Annotated in this window: 14 protein-coding genes and 1 tRNA gene; 1 reads left to right on the top strand and 14 read right to left on the bottom strand. The window is 36.0% G+C overall.

Annotated features, from left to right (window positions below; all coding sequences use genetic code 11):
* Positions 1 to 25: 25 nt before the first annotated feature.
* Both RK02_RS01660 and nagA read right to left on the bottom strand, forming a co-directional pair.
* On the bottom strand, positions 26 to 985 hold the full coding sequence (locus tag RK02_RS01660) for an aromatic acid exporter family protein (RefSeq protein WP_016182498.1): 960 nt from the start codon (positions 983 to 985) through the stop codon (positions 26 to 28).
* Between the two features lie 443 nt (positions 986 to 1,428).
* Positions 1,429 to 2,586 (bottom strand): N-acetylglucosamine-6-phosphate deacetylase, encoded by a 1,158-nt coding sequence (gene nagA / locus RK02_RS01655; protein ID WP_016182497.1) that lies wholly within the window; start codon positions 2,584 to 2,586, stop codon positions 1,429 to 1,431.
* Between the two features lie 210 nt (positions 2,587 to 2,796).
* On the opposite strand from nagA, the gene proC reads away from it, so the two are divergent.
* The gene (gene proC / locus RK02_RS01650; protein ID WP_016182496.1) at positions 2,797 to 3,612 is read left to right on the top strand and encodes a pyrroline-5-carboxylate reductase; all 816 of its coding nucleotides are present in this window, start codon (positions 2,797 to 2,799) and stop codon (positions 3,610 to 3,612) included.
* Positions 3,613 to 3,676: 64 nt separating this feature from the next.
* Here the strand turns inward: proC and RK02_RS01645 are convergent.
* The 12 genes from RK02_RS01645 to glgB form a co-directional block, all read right to left on the bottom strand.
* Positions 3,677 to 3,759 (bottom strand) — tRNA-Leu (locus RK02_RS01645).
* Positions 3,760 to 3,892: 133 nt separating this feature from the next.
* On the bottom strand, positions 3,893 to 5,215 hold the full coding sequence (locus RK02_RS01640; protein WP_016182495.1) for a C1 family peptidase: 1,323 nt from the start codon (positions 5,213 to 5,215) through the stop codon (positions 3,893 to 3,895).
* A gap of 52 nt (positions 5,216 to 5,267) precedes the next feature.
* On the bottom strand, positions 5,268 to 6,446 hold the full coding sequence (locus RK02_RS01635; RefSeq protein ID WP_016182494.1) for a hypothetical protein: 1,179 nt from the start codon (positions 6,444 to 6,446) through the stop codon (positions 5,268 to 5,270).
* A 72-nt stretch (positions 6,447 to 6,518) separates the two neighbouring features.
* Positions 6,519 to 7,736, bottom strand: coding sequence for a pyridoxal phosphate-dependent aminotransferase (locus RK02_RS01630; RefSeq protein WP_016182493.1), 1,218 nt, complete (start codon positions 7,734 to 7,736; stop codon positions 6,519 to 6,521).
* Between the two features lie 296 nt (positions 7,737 to 8,032).
* Complete coding sequence (locus tag RK02_RS01625; protein ID WP_016182492.1) at positions 8,033 to 8,644, bottom strand: DUF4230 domain-containing protein; 612 nt, start codon at positions 8,642 to 8,644, stop codon at positions 8,033 to 8,035.
* 93 nt (positions 8,645 to 8,737) lie between these two features.
* Positions 8,738 to 9,490 carry a hypothetical protein gene (locus RK02_RS01620; RefSeq protein ID WP_016182491.1) on the bottom strand — a complete coding sequence of 251 codons (753 nt, stop codon included), beginning with the start codon at positions 9,488 to 9,490 and terminating at the stop codon, positions 8,738 to 8,740.
* Between the two features lie 137 nt (positions 9,491 to 9,627).
* On the bottom strand, positions 9,628 to 11,439 hold the full coding sequence (locus RK02_RS01615) for a glycoside hydrolase family 13 protein (protein WP_016182490.1): 1,812 nt from the start codon (positions 11,437 to 11,439) through the stop codon (positions 9,628 to 9,630).
* A 3-nt stretch (positions 11,440 to 11,442) separates the two neighbouring features.
* A complete protein-coding gene (locus tag RK02_RS01610; RefSeq protein ID WP_016182489.1) occupies positions 11,443 to 13,854 on the bottom strand; it encodes a glycogen/starch/alpha-glucan phosphorylase in 2,412 nt (803 codons plus the stop codon).
* Between the two features lie 187 nt (positions 13,855 to 14,041).
* Positions 14,042 to 15,475: a glycogen synthase GlgA gene (glgA, locus tag RK02_RS01605; protein ID WP_016182488.1), complete on the bottom strand. Its 1,434-nt coding sequence runs from the start codon at positions 15,473 to 15,475 to the stop codon at positions 14,042 to 14,044.
* Positions 15,476 to 16,624 carry a glucose-1-phosphate adenylyltransferase subunit GlgD gene (gene glgD, locus RK02_RS01600; protein WP_016182487.1) on the bottom strand — a complete coding sequence of 383 codons (1,149 nt, stop codon included), beginning with the start codon at positions 16,622 to 16,624 and terminating at the stop codon, positions 15,476 to 15,478.
* Positions 16,614 to 17,756, bottom strand: a complete 1,143-nt coding sequence (locus RK02_RS01595) for a glucose-1-phosphate adenylyltransferase (RefSeq protein WP_016182486.1) — start codon at positions 17,754 to 17,756, stop codon at positions 16,614 to 16,616. The genes glgD and RK02_RS01595 overlap by 11 nt, the downstream gene beginning before the upstream one ends.
* Before the next feature lie 50 nt (positions 17,757 to 17,806).
* Positions 17,807 to 19,696 (bottom strand): 1,4-alpha-glucan branching protein GlgB, encoded by a 1,890-nt coding sequence (gene glgB / locus RK02_RS01590; RefSeq protein ID WP_016182485.1) that lies wholly within the window; start codon positions 19,694 to 19,696, stop codon positions 17,807 to 17,809.
* Positions 19,697 to 20,073 lie beyond the last annotated feature (377 nt).

The following is a 20,073-nucleotide window of genomic DNA, read 5'->3' as shown; positions in this document are numbered from 1 at the left end:
TTTCTGGCACTTTTAAACTAAAACTTTAAAAAGACTTTACTTTTCCCTGATAAAAAACAGCTTTAATTTCTACAAAACTTTTAAAAGATTGTAAAAATTGAAACAATAATGCACGATTTTCAAATTCCGCTCTCGATTGAGGTAAGGCCTTTTCACGATAGGCTTGATAAACTTTTTCTATTTCTGCTAGAATTTGTTGACCATCATTCTCTTCGGCAAAATTCTGCGCCGTCATTATCAAGACCTTACGTAAATCATCCACAAAGAGACCATCCACATTAATTTCACTCAGTAACGTTACCATATCCACTAATAAACGGACCTGCGTTCTACGCATCGAAAAATACTCGGTATAATAATCTTGCTCATAGGTCCAACGATTTTCTTGATGAACAAGCGCGCGATTTTGAGCTAATCTGATTTTTTGCTTTAATCGTTCACAATTTTTTTCTAATGGTGCAATTTTCTCTAAATTTAAATGAGCAGCTAAATCATAAATAATTGTCCGAAAGTCTTCTTCAATTTTCTCTATATCCTGTTCCAAATCCTTTTGCATACTAGGCATATAAAGATTCATCAATAAGGCAAGACCAACCCCTATTAACATTAGTAGCGACTCATTGATTAGCATTTGTAGAGAAAAACTCTTTTCCACTAGAAAATGTGTAATCAATACCGAATTCACCACAATACCATCTGAAATTTTCAACTGTACAGAAACGGGGATAAAAACTAATAAAAATAAGCCAAATGACCAAGGAGAATAACCGAATAAATGAAAACAAATAAATGCAATGATAATCGCAATGAATAAGGAAAAAATTCGCCCTAATCCAGCTGATAGCGATGCACGCTTAGTATTGCCCAAGCTTAAAATAGCAATAATGCCGGCAGCCGATGCATAAAGTAAATGTAATTGTTGAGCGATAAACATCGCTAACGCACTAGCTACCACTGTCTTTAGCGTCCTAAGACCAATTTTCAAATGTTCCACCTCTATTTACTTTTCTATTTAAGAGTGATTGTATCATGATTATTGCTTGAATTCCAAAAAAATAGCTAAGTAAGTAGCACGTAAATTTGCTCGTGTCTGAGCGAGCTACTTCACATCTTTTATACAATCCGTGTTTTGTAAGCAGCTACTTCATCAAATAAGCCAATCTGGCAGTAAAATCTTCAAAAACTATGGATTTTATTGCCGGATTGGAGCTTATTTGCTCGTAGCTGAGCGAGCTACTTCACATCCTTGAGGTAATCTGTGTTTTACGACTAGCTACTCGGAAAATTTGCCTCGCCGTTTGAAAAAAATAAATCTACCATTTTTCATACGGCGAGTAACACTCAAATTTTCTCGTAGCTGGGCGAGTCGTTAAACATCCTTGAGGTAAAAAGGTGTTGACTTACTCAAGTCAACACCTTTAAAATCAATTATTTATTTTCTTTAACAGCAAAACGTTGAACGCCATCCAAATAAGTTGCTTGTAAATTCATCTGTTGATCCAATACGATAAAATCAGCTGCTCGACCTTTGCGGATTTCTCCACAGACATCCGCAATATTACAACTCACTGCTGGAATATAACTAGCCATCATAACTGCTTGATAAGGGGTGGCAATTCCCCATTTCACTACATTTTGCATACCTTGGTATAATTTTAAGATACTACCAGCTAAATTTCCTTCTTTTAAGCGTGCAGTTCCATTGGCCACTTTTACCGGAAATTCACCTAAGATGTAGTCTCCATCTGGCATTCCACCGGCCATCATGCAATCAGTAATTAGCGCCACTTTTTCATAACCAATCGAATGAATTAATAATTCTACTGCCTTAGGGTGCACATGATGTCCATCCGCAATTAGTTCAGCGAATACTTCCTTGATAGTTAACATCGCACCCGCCATTCCTAATTCACGATGAGTAAAACCACGCATTCCGTTAAACGCATGAACGAAAACACTTGCGCCTGCATCGATTGCTTGACGTGCTTGCTCGTAGGTTGCATCACTATGGCCTAAAGCTACTACTACGCCTTCTTTTGTCAAGGCTTCAACAAAAGCTTCAACTCCCTCTCTTTCTGGTGCCAAGGCAATTTTCTTAATCAAATTGCCACTTGCTGCTTGCCATTCGTGAAAGACTTCTAAAGAGGGATCTGAAAAGTAATTAGGATTTTGTGCTCCTTTATATTTTTCAGTAAAAAAGGGCCCTTCAAAATAGATTCCAGGGATTTTTGCCCCTTTCACTTGAGTCGCTACCTCACCAACTGTTTTAGCTACAGCTAACAAACGCTCACGACTAGACGTCAATGTTGTGGGTAAAAATGAGGTTACGCCACATTCTAATAAAGCCTCTGACATGATTTGTATTCCATTTGCATCATTATCCATCACATCATGATTTTTATAACCATGAATATGGGTATCCACCAAGCCTGGCGCAATCCAAGAATTAGGATATTCAATGATTTCACCATCATTTGGCCGATTTTCAACATATTCGCCAAATTTTCCGTCGATAATAGCCAAATACCCTCCTGTTTTGACCCCAGAAGTAAAGAAAAACTGGGCGGCATGGATATATTGTTTCATTCGTTCCACTTCCTTAAACTCTTTTACTACCTTTACCATACGCTTTTTATCGTCAATTGTCAATATCGGTATATACCATTTTGCAAGGTAGCTTTTCTGCACTTTTTCGTGTATGCTTATATAATAAATAAAAATAATTCCAACAAAAGCTCTATTTTACTGTTTAGATTAGACTTACGTTTTGTTAGGAATGTATGAGGTGAACGCTTGATGAAATTAGGCTTTATTGGTGTCGGTAACATGGCTAGTGCAATTATTAAAGGCATTGTCGAAAAAGATTTTATTAAGGGTGAGGCGATTTATGTCTATGACCATCATCCTAAACGGTTAGCACAATTAGCTAAAGACTATCACTTACAAATTTGCCAAAGTGAAACCGAGGTTATTAACCAGGTCGATACTTTAATGTTTGCGGTCAAACCCAATATTATTCTTTCTTTAATCAGTAAATATGCTGATTTAATAAAAGAAAAACAGTTGACCATCCTTTCGATTGCAGCTGGTACAACCTTAAGTCAGCTGAAAAATGCAATTGGTCAGGATTGTACGCTACCGATTATTCGTATCATGCCAAACGTCAATGCAATGGTTGGTTTAGGAGCGGCAGCTATTTGTGGCAATGAGTATACAACTGATGATAAGCTTGAACAAATCGTTGCAATGTTTAATGCTGTAGGAAAAGCTTGGGTATTGGCCGAAAAAGATTTTTCAGCTTTTACGGCAATTGCTGGTAGCTCACCAGCCTATGCTTATCTTTTTATCGATGCACTGGCTCGCGCAGCAGTTAAACACGGCTTACCTAAACAGTTAAGTACTCAAATTGCAGCTCAAGCTGTATTAGGTAGTGCACAAATGGTATTAGATGCGAATCAGTCTCCATGGGATTTGATTGATACCGTTTGTTCACCTGGTGGAACGACTGTGGCTGGTCTATTGGCTATGGAAGAAGCGAATTTTATGACTAGTGTCGTTAAAGGGATTGATGCTACTATCAACAAAGATCAAGAAATGCAAAATAAAAAATAAAAAAGATAGCGATTGTAATAAGTAACGATACTCATTACAATCGCTATCCTTTGTTTCAATAAAATGCAGACGATGGGACTCGAACCCACACGAGCGATGCTCACACGCCCCTCAAGCGTGCGTGTCTGCCAATTCCACCACATCTGCATTAAAATACCTTTTTATTTTAACGTTTACTTGTGTAAATGTCAATTCTTTCAGTTATTATAAAAAGTAGCCACTACCGTTTACCAATAGCGACTACTTTTTAACTTGATTGCATCCGAATAAAAAAACTGATTTAATCGGCTAATGTGCCAAATGCGTCCCATGGTTTCAACATTATTGCTTCTTGCTCTAAAGCAGCCAAAGCTTTTTCAGATAAAAAGCGTTTGTGAATCGCCACCACATACACGTATTGATCAAACCAAGAATCACTTGCAATAAAGTACCCCTTATGACCGACTTTTTCACCCCAAGAATTCTCGATTTTCCAACGTTTCGCAACATCATCGACCAAATGAACCCCTGAAAAGACCATGGCATGATTCATGGCACTTTCTTTACTGATTAACATCGCTTCTTTAGACATTTGTAAATCTAAATCAAACGCATGTTCATATTGGAAATAGGCATCATCCCATAGTCCAGCTTCTCGATGACCATCTTGTGAGCAATCACAGCCAAACCAAACAAACTCACCGGCTTGCATTTGTTTAATTGCAGCTTGCTTAAACTCATCTAACGGCAAATTAAGCAATTGTACTTTTTGACCGTCAACCACATTTCCTAAATATTCAACCGTAAAAGTCTGATAAAAAGGTTTATCCTGAGTTGGTCCATGAATGACATTGACATAATCGGCCAAATTTAAATTAGTTAATTGATAAAGCTCATGAGCAGTTAAATGCTTAGCTTTCGCTTGATGATTTTGATCATAATATTCAAAGACAAATTCTTTCGGTGGCACACCAAAATTTGCAGCGATAAACTGATAGACTTCTTTTAAAGTTTGTGCTTGCAAACGATCGATTTTATCTTGCTGACCTTGATCAAAAGCTGCTTTTGCCTCAGCAGCAAATTTACGTAACCGACGATTAATTAAACGATTCATTTTACGGGTATGACCAGCTTGAAAACTTTCTGGATAGGCATCTTTCGGACAGATACCATATTTTTCAATTAAGGAAACAAGCATGTTCCATTGTCCGCCATCGCTTACTGCCCCTTCTAATAAAAAGCGCATTTTTTCACTGTCCAAATCATGTGCTAATTCTTTTTTCACACATTCCATAAACCAATTTGCTTTTTCCAATTTATCATAAAAGGCTAGATAATTTTGAGAAAGTTCAAAATCCCCTTCAATCTTTAACTCCTTAATTAAAGCCTCTCTTAAGACGTTTAACCCAGAAAACAACCAGCAACGTCCTGATTGCAATTGTGAAGTAACGCCATGTGTTTTTAAATCAATCGAAAAGACAAAAGGCTGTTGTGCTTTAGCCTGTTGACTAGAAGCGATTTTTGTTAAATCATTTTCAAATAATGCATTTTGCATTGCGATTAATTTTTCATTTTTTAAATAGTCGGCTTGTAAGGTCGCTAAATTTTCTAATGTAATTTCCATATGAACACCCCTTTTGTTCTATATCCTACACCTGTTATCTAAAGAATACAAGCTATCTTGATAATTTTTCCAATAATTGCTCAAGGACGATTCGTTGGTAAAGCTTCGGAACATCTGCTAAGTGATCTGCTAATGACTGCACATATTGGTTAATCTGTGGTTTAGCCTGTTGCAATTTAATCCCCTTTTGGAGCTTTTGCCGTAAATTTCGTGGTAAGCTAACAAAAAAATTTCGCTTGAACCCATATTGAAGATATTTAGCTAGGATAAAATCAAGACACTCCTTAGTAAAGCTATTTAGTGGAAATTGCTGCGCTTGTTGCTGAAAAATCGCTTGCTTTTGTTCGATAGTAGGCAATTGATTTAAGCTTAATAATTGTTCGATTAACTTTTGATACAAGACTTGTTGAGAAAGTCGCTTCGTTTTAAATAAAGTTCTAGCAGTAGATGTATAACAGTGCTTTTCAGGCTGCCAATAATTAAAGTCACTGGTTAATAAATCATTGCCAAAATCCTGCAAGAAATGTTGAAAATTCTCTTGAGTCCCGATGGTTTTTAGTGGTTTTTCCAATTGATGAAAGGCTTGATTAACTAACCTTATTTCACGTAAAGCCGCTTGAAAATCAACAATATAAATGGGCAAGTCCGCTTGTTTAAACGCTGCTAGTCGCTTGGCTAATTGATGATTAAACGCAATAGGCTTACTTAAAAAACTGTTGCGATAATGCGCAAAGCAATAGCGCCGCCACAACTCTTGTGGAAAACGACGATTTTGATGGTATAACCATAAAATTTCATCAATACCAAAATCAACTTGGGATAAGCCTTTTTTTATTTCATTAGCAACCTTGGTAGATACTCCCAAATGATCAGAAAAATGTTGAATCCCCAAGGCCATTTTTTCTTGATGATCTTTTGAAACTAATATAAACTGATATTTTAATTTTTTGCCACATTGACAATGTAACCCGGGATTGCTATGCGGATAATGATAATCCACAATATATTCATCAAATTGCCAATTGGTCGCTTTAAGATAGTCATAGGTTGTAAAGCGTGAACGTAATTCATATTTACGATGATGCTCTAATTGAATTTGTTGCTCAGCAGATAATTCCAGGTAAAAGGCGGTTCTTTGCTGCTGACTTAAGGTCTGATGAAAAGCTGTGGGATAGCTCTCTAGCTTGGTATCAGGATACCACTGAAAATATGTATCTAAAAAATCGTGCATATATTCTACCCTTTCTAGTCATAAAAAAAGGCCTAGCAAGCTATATTCACTTTCAAGGCCATGTAAAATTCATTATTTTTGACGATAAGTTGCTAGGAAGGTACGCATCTTATCCATCGTCAGTTTTAAATCATCCAGATTTGGTAAATAAACAATTCTAAAGTGATCAGGTTTTAACCAATTAAATCCGCCACCATGAACCATTAGTACATGATGTTCGTGTAAAAAGTCTAACACAAACTGCTCATCATTGGTGATATTGAATTTTTTGGTGTCAATTTTTGGAAACATGTAAAAGGCAGCCTTAGGTTTAACTGCGGATAATCCAGGAATGTCGTTTACCGCTTTATAAACAAATTCGCGTTGTTCATAAATGCGACCCCCTGGTAATAATAATTCATCTACACTTTGAATTCCACCCAAAGCTGTTTGGACGATTTGCTGTGATAACACATTTGAACACAAACGCATAGAAGCCAGCATGTTTAAGCCCTCGATGTAATCTTTAGCGATTGATTTTTTACCCGTCAAGACCATCCAACCCACACGGAAACCTGCCACCCGATGAGATTTAGATAAGCCGCCAAAAGTGACCACAAAACAATCAGGTGCTAAGGTTGCAATTGGAATATGCTTATAGTCATCCATAACCAAACGATCGTATATCTCATCAGAAAATATCATCAGCTCAAATTCACGAGCAATTTCAACAATTTGTTCTAAAATTTCTTTTGGATAAACGGAACCAGTCGGATTATTAGGATTAATCAAGACAATTGCCTTAGTTTTAGCAGTAATTTTAGAACGAATATCAGCAATATCTGGATACCATTCGCTTTCTTCATCACAGATATAATGAACAGGATTCCCTCCAGCTAGTGAAACAGAAGCTGTCCATAGTGGATAATCAGGCATTGGTACCAATACCTCATCCCCATTATTGCACAAAGCCTGCATGGACATGGTGATTAATTCGCTCACCCCATTACCCGTATAAATATCATTAATTGATAAATTAGGAAATTTCAATAATTGATAATACTGCTCAATCGCTTTACGTGCAGAAAAAATACCTTTTGAATCAGAATAGCCTTCTGAGTGTCTGACATTCATAATTAAATCTCGGATAATCTCATTTGGCGCTTCAAAACCAAATGGGGCAGGATTTCCCGTATTTAATTTCAAAATTGAGATACCATTTTCTTGCATACGTTCGGCTTCTTCCAAAACAGGGCCACGAACATCATAGCTAACGTGGTCTAATTTATGTGATTTTTCAAACCTTCTCATTCGTCTTCCTCTTTTCTTTACTACCAGCAAAGTAGTCTTTCGTCCATTATATCAATTTATCCACATTTTGATAGTGAAAACACTAAATATTTTGAAAATTTAAGAAACAACTAATCCATCCTAAAAGGATAAACAAGGGCCCCCATTTATCCTTTTATTGTCAAAGCCAGTATTAAACGCTTCATTTAATATCTCGTTAAAAAAAGATAAAAGTAAAAACCAAGGATTGCTAAAATAACGATTCCTATCAACCAAAGTATACTCTTTTGCCACTTTTTCATTCTATCTCCACCTACTTATTTAAAAATAATTTCATAGTCCTTATTTGCCTGATCTCTCTTTAAAAATTCAGTGATTAATCGCTCAGCATTTTGCCTTGCATTTTCAAATAGTTTTGTTTTTTTCGCTGTTTTAATCGCTGCATGAATCATCTTTTGTCTAGCTTCTTCGGTTTCTTCCACATTTATCGGTTTAAAAATACTTTGCTTATCATAATAAACCTTCAATGAACCGTCTACTAATGATTTACTGGTAATAGACAGCTTAGGTAAGATTACAGTCAAACGCTTGCTAGCTGTATTTCTTTCCAAACGAATCTTACTAAAATCATAACCTGCCTTAATTTCAACCTCATAGCTATAGAGCTGTTTAGAATTGGTAAACGGAACCTGCATCCCAAAAATAGTTCGTGACTCGTCAATCATATTAACTTCTCTTACAATAGCCGATTGCGTTGATAATTCACCGATATCCTTTAAGCCAACGCTAGTAGATTGACTAGTTATTTGTTTATACACGCCGATAGACACCAAGGAAACTACAATAAAAGCAAGAAGTACGCCAAATATAGTAAGACGCCAATGTTTGATTACCCAACTTATTTTATTTATCTTTTGTTTTCTCTCCATAAAATCACTTCCATTTTTATCCACCATTCACTAAAAATTCATAAAAATCGATTAACCAATATCCATAAATGAATATCAGCCAATCGATAATAATTAATTGAAATATTTAGTATTTCTCTTTTCGTGTTGTCCTTCTTCAATCATTGTATCTAAAGAACCTAAAACTGATTTTTTACGACTAATCGCCGCTTGCGGTGCTCTGGTTAACTCATTTTTTTGTTTTTCACCTTGTGGCACTCTAAATTTTTTTACAGTTGGCTCATTTTCTTCGTGTTTAATCTGATAAGGTGATGGTTCAGTATCAAACAACATGTAACTGTCTTTATTTTTTTGCATCGCATGGATTAATTCGTCTTGGGCAACTGTAGCTGGCGCTTGCTCTTGAATTAACGATGCTGGAATGTATTTAGGTTTAAATACCGCTTTTTGATGAACATCCGAACGATCATTCGTTGATACATGCTCTTTGGCAACTTCTTTTTGATTCTTCACTTTATACGTTGCATGAAGATGGGCATTACCAAATAAATTCTTACGACCGGTTGCACTCACTTCAACCTTTGGATGTCGTGAATAGGTTGGTAGGTTTTCGCGATGTTTTTTTAGCTCTTCCATTTGTTGTACACTATGACCAGCTTTATGGGCAACGCTTTTATTCCCACGACGAGAGGTATAGGACTCTTTCAATCGATTGGCTTTGCGATCAATGTCTTCATCGGTTAAAATCCAATCATCTTCAAAAGAGAAGGGTTTCCGAAAAGTTCCGTCCTGTAGTTTCACACCTTCCTCATCAGAAAATGCTGGAAAACGGAAATGATTGCGTTTAATATCCGTGTAATCACTCATTAAATCTCATCCTTTTTACTTGCTTTTCACTATCATAACACAAACCCAAAATTTTATCAGCACCTTACACATGAAAAAGCTAGCTAAACCCAAGATAAGCACCATTATTGGAACGATGAGTTTAGCCAGCCTGAACATTATAAGGTAAGATCAATCAATCCTTGTGGGAGAATGGTCAATTCATTCACAGCTAAGCGAATTTTTTGCGCTACTTCATTTGGTGTATTTAAAAAAGTAAGACGATTTGCTTCAACATGCTGATTGACGGAGGTTAGATTCACCATTAATAGATTCATCTGTAAATTACGATAACGAATCACTCCTAAAAGATTTTCATCATAAAAGATAGCAAACTCCCCTTCTTTCAAATTCTCCTCTTGCATTCTAAAATGTAACCATTTGTGCCATAATTGATAAATATGCTGGTTTTCATGTTGCCAAGGAAAGAACTTACGATTTTCAGGGTCTTTTCCACCTAGTAAACCCGCCTCATCTCCATAATAAACACAAGGCACACCTGGTAAAAAGATAAGCAAGGCGATAGCCTGATCTAATCGGCGGATATTTCGATTTAATTTGGTCAAAATCCGCTCAGTATCATGCGTACCCAAATTATTAAATAAGTTGTAAAATATGTCTTTAGGATAATTTTCAGCTAATTGCATCAACTGATGGGCAGCTTTTTTAGGTGTACTCTCCTGCAATAGTGTATTTAGTAAAATTTCGCGCAATGGATAGTTCATTACACTATGTAGATGACTACCTAAAATGTAGTTTCGGCGATGGTCATAAGAAATTTTATTGGAAGCATCCTCCCAAACCTCACCTATTAACACCTTATTCGGATAACGAGCCAAACAAGCACGGATTCCTTTAATGAAGCTATCAGGTAATTCATCCGCCACATCTAAACGCCAGCCATCTACCCCTTGAGATAACCAGTAGGCAATCACGCTTTCTTTATTACCATAGATAAATTGTTGATAATGTTTATTTTCTTTATTAATTTGTGGTAAATCTTTAATTCCCCACCATGATTTATATTCATCAGGATAATGATCAAAATCAAACCAATCATAATAAATACTATGTGGATTTTGGGCAGCACCATTATTTTTACCATAAGCCCCGTCATAGTTAAAATATTGACTATGCCGACCAACGTGACTAAATACCCCATCTAAAATAATATGCATGTCATTTTTGTGAAGTTCTTCAACCAATAAAGTAAAATCATCCAGCGTACCTAATAGACTATCTATTTGAAAATAATTGGCTGTATCATAACGATGATTACTACGGGCTTCAAAAATGGGATTTAAATACAGTGCATTGATGCCCAATTCTTTTAGATAAGGGATTTTTTGCATAATCCCCTTAAGATTCCCTCCGTAAAAATCCCAACGAACGACCTCACCCGAAGCATTTTTGATATACATTGGCTCATCATCATACGTACCATAAATAAAACTATTTGGCTTTTTACCAGCAACTATTCCTTGATCATTCCCATTAAAAAAGCGATCAGGAAAAATTTGATAAAAAATGCTATTCCGATACCAATTAGGTGCTGGGTCAGCTGACTCAAAACAAGTCAGCTGATAATCCCAAACATCATGAACGCATTCATAGGTAGAACCTACTCCTCCCCATTCATTCGTACCATAATAGAGTGATTTGACTAGATCATTTTCACGATAAATAATCTCAAAACAATAAAAATATAAACCCGGACCTTCTTCCAAAGTAAACTGTGTATGATAGCGGTTCTTTTCAATTTCTTGCATTGAGATTTGATGGTTTTGGTGACCATCTTTATGAATAGACAAGCTCACTCGCTGAACCTGTTCATGGACAACATCTAACCAAAAATCGACCGGTTTACCGGCTTGAACGGCACCAAACGGTTGTTTATATTTACTAGACCAGGCATTATAGTAAATATTCAAAATCTAATTCCTCTTTTCTTTGTGTAAATCCACTGGAGCAATTTGCCAAATATCATCAGCATATCTTTGCACTGTATAATCAGCAGAAAAAATACCAGATTTAGCAGTATTAATCAAACTCATTTTTTGCCATTTTTCACGGTTTAAATAATCTTGACTTAATTTTGCTTGTACTTGACAGTATGGGACAAAATCTTTTAGCAAGAAAAATTCATCGTTATAACGCAATAGTGAATCAAAAATCTCTTGACCTTCACGTTGAATGTTAGGAATCGTCCCATCAACAAACGCATTTAACACTCTTTGAATCACTGGATCTTGATCATAAATCGCTTGTGCGGAATAATTTCCTTGCTCATAATAACGATACACTTCTTCTTCCGTTAAGCCAAATGTATAGATATTCTCATCGCCAACCGCTGCTCTGATTTCCACATTTGCACCATCCATAGTAGCCACAGTAATCGCACCATTCGACATTAATTTCATATTACTTGTACCAGAAGCTTCCTTGGTTGCTAATGAAATTTGTTCGCTGACATCTGCTGCTGGGATAATTCTTTCTGCTAGACTAACATTATAATTTTCTAAAAATACCACTTTCATACGATCATTGATTATCGGATCATGATTGATTAAATTAGCCACTTCATTAATCGCCTTAATAATCGCTTTAGCATAGGTATAGCTAGGTGCAGCCTTCGCACCAAAAATCCAAACTCGAGGCACAAAATCCATTTCAGGGTTGTCCTTTAAATCAAAATAGCATTTTAAAATATGCATCAAATTGAGTAACTGACGTTTATAAGCGTGGAGTCGTTTAATCTGCACATCAAAAATTGCGTTAGGTTGAACTTTAATGTTAGTCGTTTTTTCGATATATTTAGCTAGCGCCAGTTTATTTTGTTGTTTTGCCTGTTCAAAAGCAACTAATACTTCATTATCCTCGCAGTAGTTCATTAAGCGTTCCATATCGGTTGGTTCTTTTCGCCATGAAGTACCGATCGTTTTATCAATTAAATTAGCTAATGGTTCATTGGCTTGTTGTAACCATCTTCTCTGAGTAATCCCATTAGTTTTATTATTAAAGCGTTCTGGATATAACACATAGAAATCATGTAAAACCACTGATTTCAATAAATCAGAATGTAGTTTAGCTACCCCATTGGTACTATGGCTTCCAATGATACAAAGGTTAGCCATATGAATTTGATCACCTTGAATAATCCGAGTCCGTTGAATTAAATCATCTGGATATAAGCCAGTTAAATTCGTCACAAAACGACGATCAATTTCTTCAATAATTTGGAACATTCTTGGTAAATGATATTTTACCATTTGTAATGGCCATTTTTCTAAAGCCTCTTGCATAATGGTATGATTTGTATAGCTCATCATACTAACGGTCAAGCCCCAAGACTTTTCCCAAGATAAATCAAATTCATCTAGTAAAATACGCATCATTTCTGGAATACATAAAGCAGGATGGGTATCATTAATATGAATTGCCACGTATTCATTAATGCGACTAATTGGCATTTTCAGCTTCTTATAATAGCGAACAATACTTTGAATGCCCGCCGAAACAAAGAAATATTCTTGCGATAAGCGCGTTAAGCGGCCTTGTTCATTGGAATCATCCGGATATAAAACGGCGGTTAAATCTTCAACCATACGTCGTTCTTCAATGCTCCGATATTTACCTTCTTCTGATTCAGGTACCTCAACACTCCATAAGCGCAAAGTATTTACCGTATCATTATGGTAACCAACTACCCCTGTATCGTAAGGGATAGCTCTTAATATCCGTTCATTTTCAGCAACTGGTTTTAATTTACCGTCTTTGGTCGGCTGCATGTACACATTACCTCCAAAGCGCACCTCAACAGCTTCACTTTCTCGACGGACCTCCCAAACATTGCCACTTTTTAGCCAAGCATCAGGTAATTCAACTTGATAGCCATCCACAAATTGTTGTTTAAAAAGACCATAATCATAACGAATCCCATTACCATTACCTGGCAATTCACGAGAAGCTAAGCAATCTAAAAAACATGAAGCCAAACGTCCTAAACCACCATTTCCTAGGGCCATATCATTTTCAACATTTAATACCTCTTCAAATTCAAAACCTAATTCTTCAACAGTCGAACGAACCATGTCCAATAATCCCAAGCTCATCAGATTACTCTTCAACATGCGTCCAGGTAGAAATTCAATCGAAAAATAGTACGATTGTCTTTGTTTATTGACTAAATAACGTTGTCTAGTATTATGCCAGGACTTTGCATAGCAAGCACGGACAATCTGTCCAATAGCAACAAATAATTCATTTGGTGTAGCTGTTTCTAATTCCATAGCAAAACTTTCACGTACGCGATTTCGTAAATCTTCTATAAATTCTTCACGTGTCATTCAATCTCCTCCTCAATATGGGTAACCTAATTATCTAGTAATAGCTTACTAAATCAATCAATGCAATTAACTATTTTTCGATTCACTTAATGAACAGAAAGACTGGGAAAAACTTTCTCCCAGTCTTTCACACCACTCTCGCTTACTGAAAGAATCGAGAAATGAAAACTTATTGCTTCAATTTCGTCTAAGCGATAATTGAACGATATAAAGTTAAATAAATCAAACTACTTTGATGCCAACTAAAATCTTTTTTCATCGCATTTTCAACCAAACTTTGCCAAATGGTAGGATGATTTTGATACAAATCAATCGCTTGGACTAGTGTTTGCATCATGACAAATGGACGAAAATCTTCAAAACCAAATCCTGTACCTGTATTAGTAATCGGATTATAAGGTTCAACGGTATCTTTTAGTCCACCGATTTGATGCACAACAGGTAAAGTCCCATAACGCATGGCAACCATTTGTGACAAACCACATGGTTCAAAGGCTGATGGCATTAAGAACATATCGGCACCCGCATAAATCAATTGTGCTAAACTTAAATTAAAATCAATATTCATTGCACATTTTTCTGGATACTGTTGGCCAATTTGATAAAAGGCTTCTTCAAACCTCGGATCGCCTGTACCTAATAAGACAAACTGTACATCAAATTGGAGTAAATTATGCAATTCTTCCAAGACCAGGTGAAATCCTTTTTGGTAGGTTAAGCGACTGACCACTCCAATCACTGGAACATCTTCTCTAACGGGTAAGCCCATTTTTTCTTGTAATAATTGTTTATTTTTAGCCTTACCTGTCAAATCATTCACATTGTAATGGAATGCCAAATGCTCATCAGTAGCCGGATTATTCGTTAAGGTATCAATCCCGTTTAAAATACCCATCAATTTATTACTTTCCATTTGTAAAATAACTTCTAATCCACAACCAAATGCAGAAGTCTTAATTTCTTCAGCATAAGAAGGGCTGACTGTTGTGACTTTTGTCGCATATAAAATCCCAGCCTTCATGAAATTCACCGCATGATCAAATTCAATCGTGCCATCATCAAAACGTTCGGTTGACATACCAAATAAATCTGGTAAAACCTGCCGATCGTATTTACCTTGGAACTCTAAATTATGAATAGTTAAAACTGTTCGAATGTCTTGGTAAGCTTTAATCCAGTGGTATTTTTCCCTCAACAAGAAGGGAATCATTGCAGTATGATAATCGTTAACATGAAGAACATCTGGAATAAAATCAACTTTCTCCATCATCTCAATAATCGCCTGTTGGAAAAACGCAAAACGTTCACCATCATCATAATAACCATATAATTGATCCCGATTAAAGTAATACAGATTATCGATGAAATAATATTGAACATGCTCTAGTCGTAAGGCTTTAATCCCACAATACTGTTTTCGCCAGCCTACATGAACTTCAAACGATAGTACATCGGTCATTTGTTCACGATATTTTTCAGCAATTTTTGAAAAATAAGGGAGAACAACAGCAACTTCTACCCCTTCTGTAACTAAAGCTTTGGGTAAAGCACCAGCAACATCACCCAGACCGCCTGTTTTAAAAAAAGGCGCACATTCACTCGCTGCAAATAATATTTTCATCTATTTGCCTCCAATAATATCTTCAGTAATGTATGAACCCTTAGCCACAACAATCGGTTTTTCTGGCGAGCCCTGAATCTTAACATTTTTGGCAATCGTACAGCCTTTATCAATGATAGCGTAAGCAATTTGCGCACCTTGACCAACTGTTGTTGAAGAATGAATTAACGAATATTCCACATGAGCCTCTTGATTTACAGATACATTTCGCCCAAGTAGTGAGTTATTTACCGCACCATCGATCACACATCCTGTACCACATTGGCTATTTTTTACAGTTGCCGCTTCAGTATAGTAAGTTGGAAATTCATTGTGGACTTTGGTATAAATTTTTTGATTCGCATACATTAAAGAGTTGAATTTAGCTGGTTGTAACATATCCATATTCGCTTGATAGTATCTCTGAATATCGAAAATATTGCTTAAATAACCAGTATACTCATAAGCAGTTGTATTTTCATCAATCATGTTACGCAAACAAGCTTCTACGTGCGTCCAAACACCTTTATTTTGACTCTCTCTTAATGCAGCTAATAAGCGCTCAACTTTCACAATATATATATCCGAGCATAGATTGGCAGTTTCCCCTTCTTTGATTTGACTACCACTAGTCTTACCGATAACCTTACCGTCTTCGCCAAAATTCAAGACTAAATCCGTGTCATAGATTGATTGTTTTGGCATTTTTTTATAAACAACCGTTAAGTCACTTTTATCTTCATGTAAAAGATGAATATTCAATAAGGCTTTTAAATCAATATTACATAAGATTTTACTACTAAAATAGACCATATACTTAGAGTTAGCTTTTTCTAAGTAATCAATGACCGCATTATAGTAACCGTTGTGATCTTTTAGTTTTTCGGCTTCTTGCTCAAACAAATGAATGAAAAAGCGATTGTTGATTCCATCAAGATTCCATTCAGTTCCCCCGCCTAGATGGTCAAAAACCGAACGACTTTCATCATAATTAAATACCATAAACACGGAATGAATATTGGCATTAGCAATTGAAGATAAATTAAAGTCAATTAAACGATATTTACTATCAAATGGCAAAGTAGCTACTGGACGATAATTGGTCAGTGGCGCAAGTCCAGTGTAATTATGGAGATTTCCTAAAAAAGCACACATTCTATTAGTCTTCATCAACAGCAACTCCTATCACTTCAGAATATCCAATCACGGCAATTTCATCTTTGCCATCAATTACTGCATTATCACCAATAATGGCATTTTCCCCAATAATGGCTCGTTCAATCACCACATTTTTACCAATGGTAGCTCCTGACATAATTACACTGTCTTTAACAATTGCCCCTTCTTTGACTTGAACGTCATCTGATAAAATGGAATGCTCAACTTTACCGGCAATATAGCAACCATCAGAAATCAATGACTGTGTAGCTGACCCTGTTTCAGTAAAGGAATGAGGAGGGGCAATTCTATTTTTTGAATAAATTCGCCATGATTTATCACGCATAGCTAATTCTAATTTTGGATCGATAAATTCCATATTCGCTTCCCACAATGAATCGATCGTACCTACATCCTTCCAGTAGCCACTAAAACGATAAGCAACTACATTTTCACCGCTGTCTAAGTAAAATGGAATGACATTTTTGCCAAAGTCATTCATATCATTTTCTTTAGAATGACTGTTCATTAACACTTCGCGTAATCTACCCCAATTGAAGATATAAATTCCCATCGAAGCTAAATTATTTTTAGGAACAGCTGGTTTTTCCTCAAATTCAATGATTCGATCATTGTCATCTGTATTCATAATTCCAAAACGTGAAGCTTCTTTCATTGGTACTTCAATTACCGCTACTGATAAGGAGGCATTATTCTTCTTATGATTCATCAGCATATCTTCATAATCCATCTTGTAGATATGATCTCCTGATAAAATGAGCACATATTGTGGATCCATTTGATCAATATAATCAATATTTTGGAAAATAGCATGGGCAGTTCCCTCAAACCACTTACTTCCCTCAGAGCTAGAGTATGGTTGGAGCACAGTCACTCCCGAATCAATTCCACTTAAGCCCCAGCTAGCCCCATTGCCTATGTGGCTATTCAAAGCTAAAGGCTGATATTGCGTAACGACACCGACATTTTTAATGCCGGAATTTGCGCAATTACTCAAGGTAAAATCAATAATTCGATATCTACCTCCAAAAGGAACGGCTGGTTTAGCAATATTTTTGGTTAATTTACCTAAACGCGTACCTTGCCCTCCCGCAAGAATCATTGCAAGCATTTCTGTTTTCATTCATTCGGTGATAAAATCACCTTTCCCTCCTTTCACAACACAACAAAAATTTATTTCGAACGAACATTCACATGCTTTGGACGAATAATTAATGCGCCCAAAGATGGAAGAATCGTTTGAATCTGATGAGCATACTGTTTAAATGGCTTTTTCTGAGTAGTCATGTCCGCGTTAGGTTTTACCCATGTACCACCAAATTCAGCCATTTCGGTATTTAAAATTTCTTCATATTCACCAGGATATGGAACGCCTATAACAAAATCCTTTCTTTCAACTGGAGCAAAGTTTAATACAACAATTACAAAATCTTTCTTCGTTTTACCACGACGAATAAAGCTCAAAACTGAATCTTCTGCATTATCTGCATCAATAAATTCAATGGTTTCTATTTGATTATCTAACTCCCACAAAGCTTTTTCTTGACGATACAGTTCATTTAATACTTTCGTAAAATGCTGCATCTTATGATTCAATGGATCAGCTAAGTCGCACCATTCCAGGCCTTCAGCAAATTTCCATTCCAGAAATTGTCCCCATTCACTGCCCATAAATAATAATTTTTTACCAGGATGAGTCATTAAGAAGGTGTAAAGATTACGTAAATGGGCAAATTGTTTATAACGATCACCCCACATTTTATGCATTAGACTCTTTTTACCATGCACTACCTCATCATGGGATAGTGAAAGAATAAAGTTCTCATTAAACATGTACATAAACGAAAAAGTGGCAAGATTAAAGTGATATTTTCGATAAACAGGATCCATTTCATAAAATTTAAGGATATCATTCATCCAACCCATATTCCATTTATAATCAAAACCTAACGCCCCTGTTTCAATCATGCCAGTAACTTTGGTATCAGCAGAACTTTCTTCTGCAATCATGATTACGTTAGGATGGGCAAGTTTAATGACTGCATTTAATTTTTGTAAGAAATAATATCCCTCGAAATTGCGATTGCCACCTTCATGATTGGCTTGCCAAGGACCTTCATCATAGTCACGATAAATCATATTAGATACTGCATCCACACGAATACCATCAATATGGAACGTTTCTAACCAATACATCGCACTAGAAATCAAAAAACTTTGTACTTGTGGTTTTCCTAAATCAAAATTCAAGGCCCCCCAACGAATATTTTTGGCTCGAATTTCATCATAATATTCATAAGTTGGTGTACCATCGTAATAAGCCAATGCATCATAGTTTACACAAAAATGACCAGGTACCCAATCCATCAACACGCCAATATTATTTAAATGACACGCTTCAACAAATTCTTGCAATTCCTCTGGTTGGCCATATTCATGAGCTAAAGCAAAAAAGCCTGTTGTTTGATAGCCCCAAGAAGCAGCTAATGGATGCTCAGTTAGCGGCATAAATTCAACATGCGTATAATTCATTTCCACTAAATAAGGTACTAAATATTCGGTTAAATCTTTAAAGGTATACGGCCGACCATCTTCGTGATGTTTCCATGAACTAGCATGCACCTCGTAAATATTTAAAGGACGCTTAAAGGTATTAGCGCGCTTTTGTCGACCACGCCACAAACCATCCCGCCACTTTCTTTCAGGTAAACGGTAAATAGCCGCTGCATTACCAGGGCGAGCTTCAAAGCGAATCGCCATTGGATCAAACTTCATTACCACCTCACCGTTTGCCTGCATGATTTTATATTTATACAGCTGCCCCACCTGAAAATCGGTAATTTTTGCTTCCCAAATACCAAATTCTTCATATTTGGTCATAGGATTACTATCATTCCATTGATTAAAGTCACCTTGTAGCCAAACTTGCTGCGCATTAGGTGCCCATACGCGAAAAACAGCCTGATCATTTTCGATATGACAACCTAATAAATGATGTAAATAAAAATTTTCACCAGTGGTAAACCTTTGTGCCGCATCCAACATTTCAGATATATTCATCATCTATTCCTTACTCCCTATTCATAATATTAAACGTACTAGCCTATTTGATAAATAACACAAACCTTTTATAAGTATAGTATATCACTTTATTTTGTGAATAACTAACTAATTTATTAAATAAATTTAAAAAATGATGAAATATCATCGGTAAACTGTTTTATCTTAAAAAGATTAGTCTATATTGCTAATTTTATTAAAAAATTTCCCTTGACATCCTATCAAACAGTCCTTTTATTTAAAATCAGACTCCAAAAAAGTAAACGCTTGCTGAAAACGATGGAAAAATATGTTAAAAAAAGAAATTTTCATATCTATATACAGAAAACATTTCTTATTATAAGAAAACAAAATAAAAACAAAAAAACAACCTGTTAACT

Source organism: Enterococcus columbae DSM 7374 = ATCC 51263 (genome assembly GCF_000406925.1).
In the GTDB taxonomy this organism is placed as follows: domain Bacteria; phylum Bacillota; class Bacilli; order Lactobacillales; family Enterococcaceae; genus Enterococcus_E; species Enterococcus_E columbae.
Note: the sequence above shows the minus strand (reverse complement) of the source record. Positions and strands in the feature narration are given on the sequence as shown.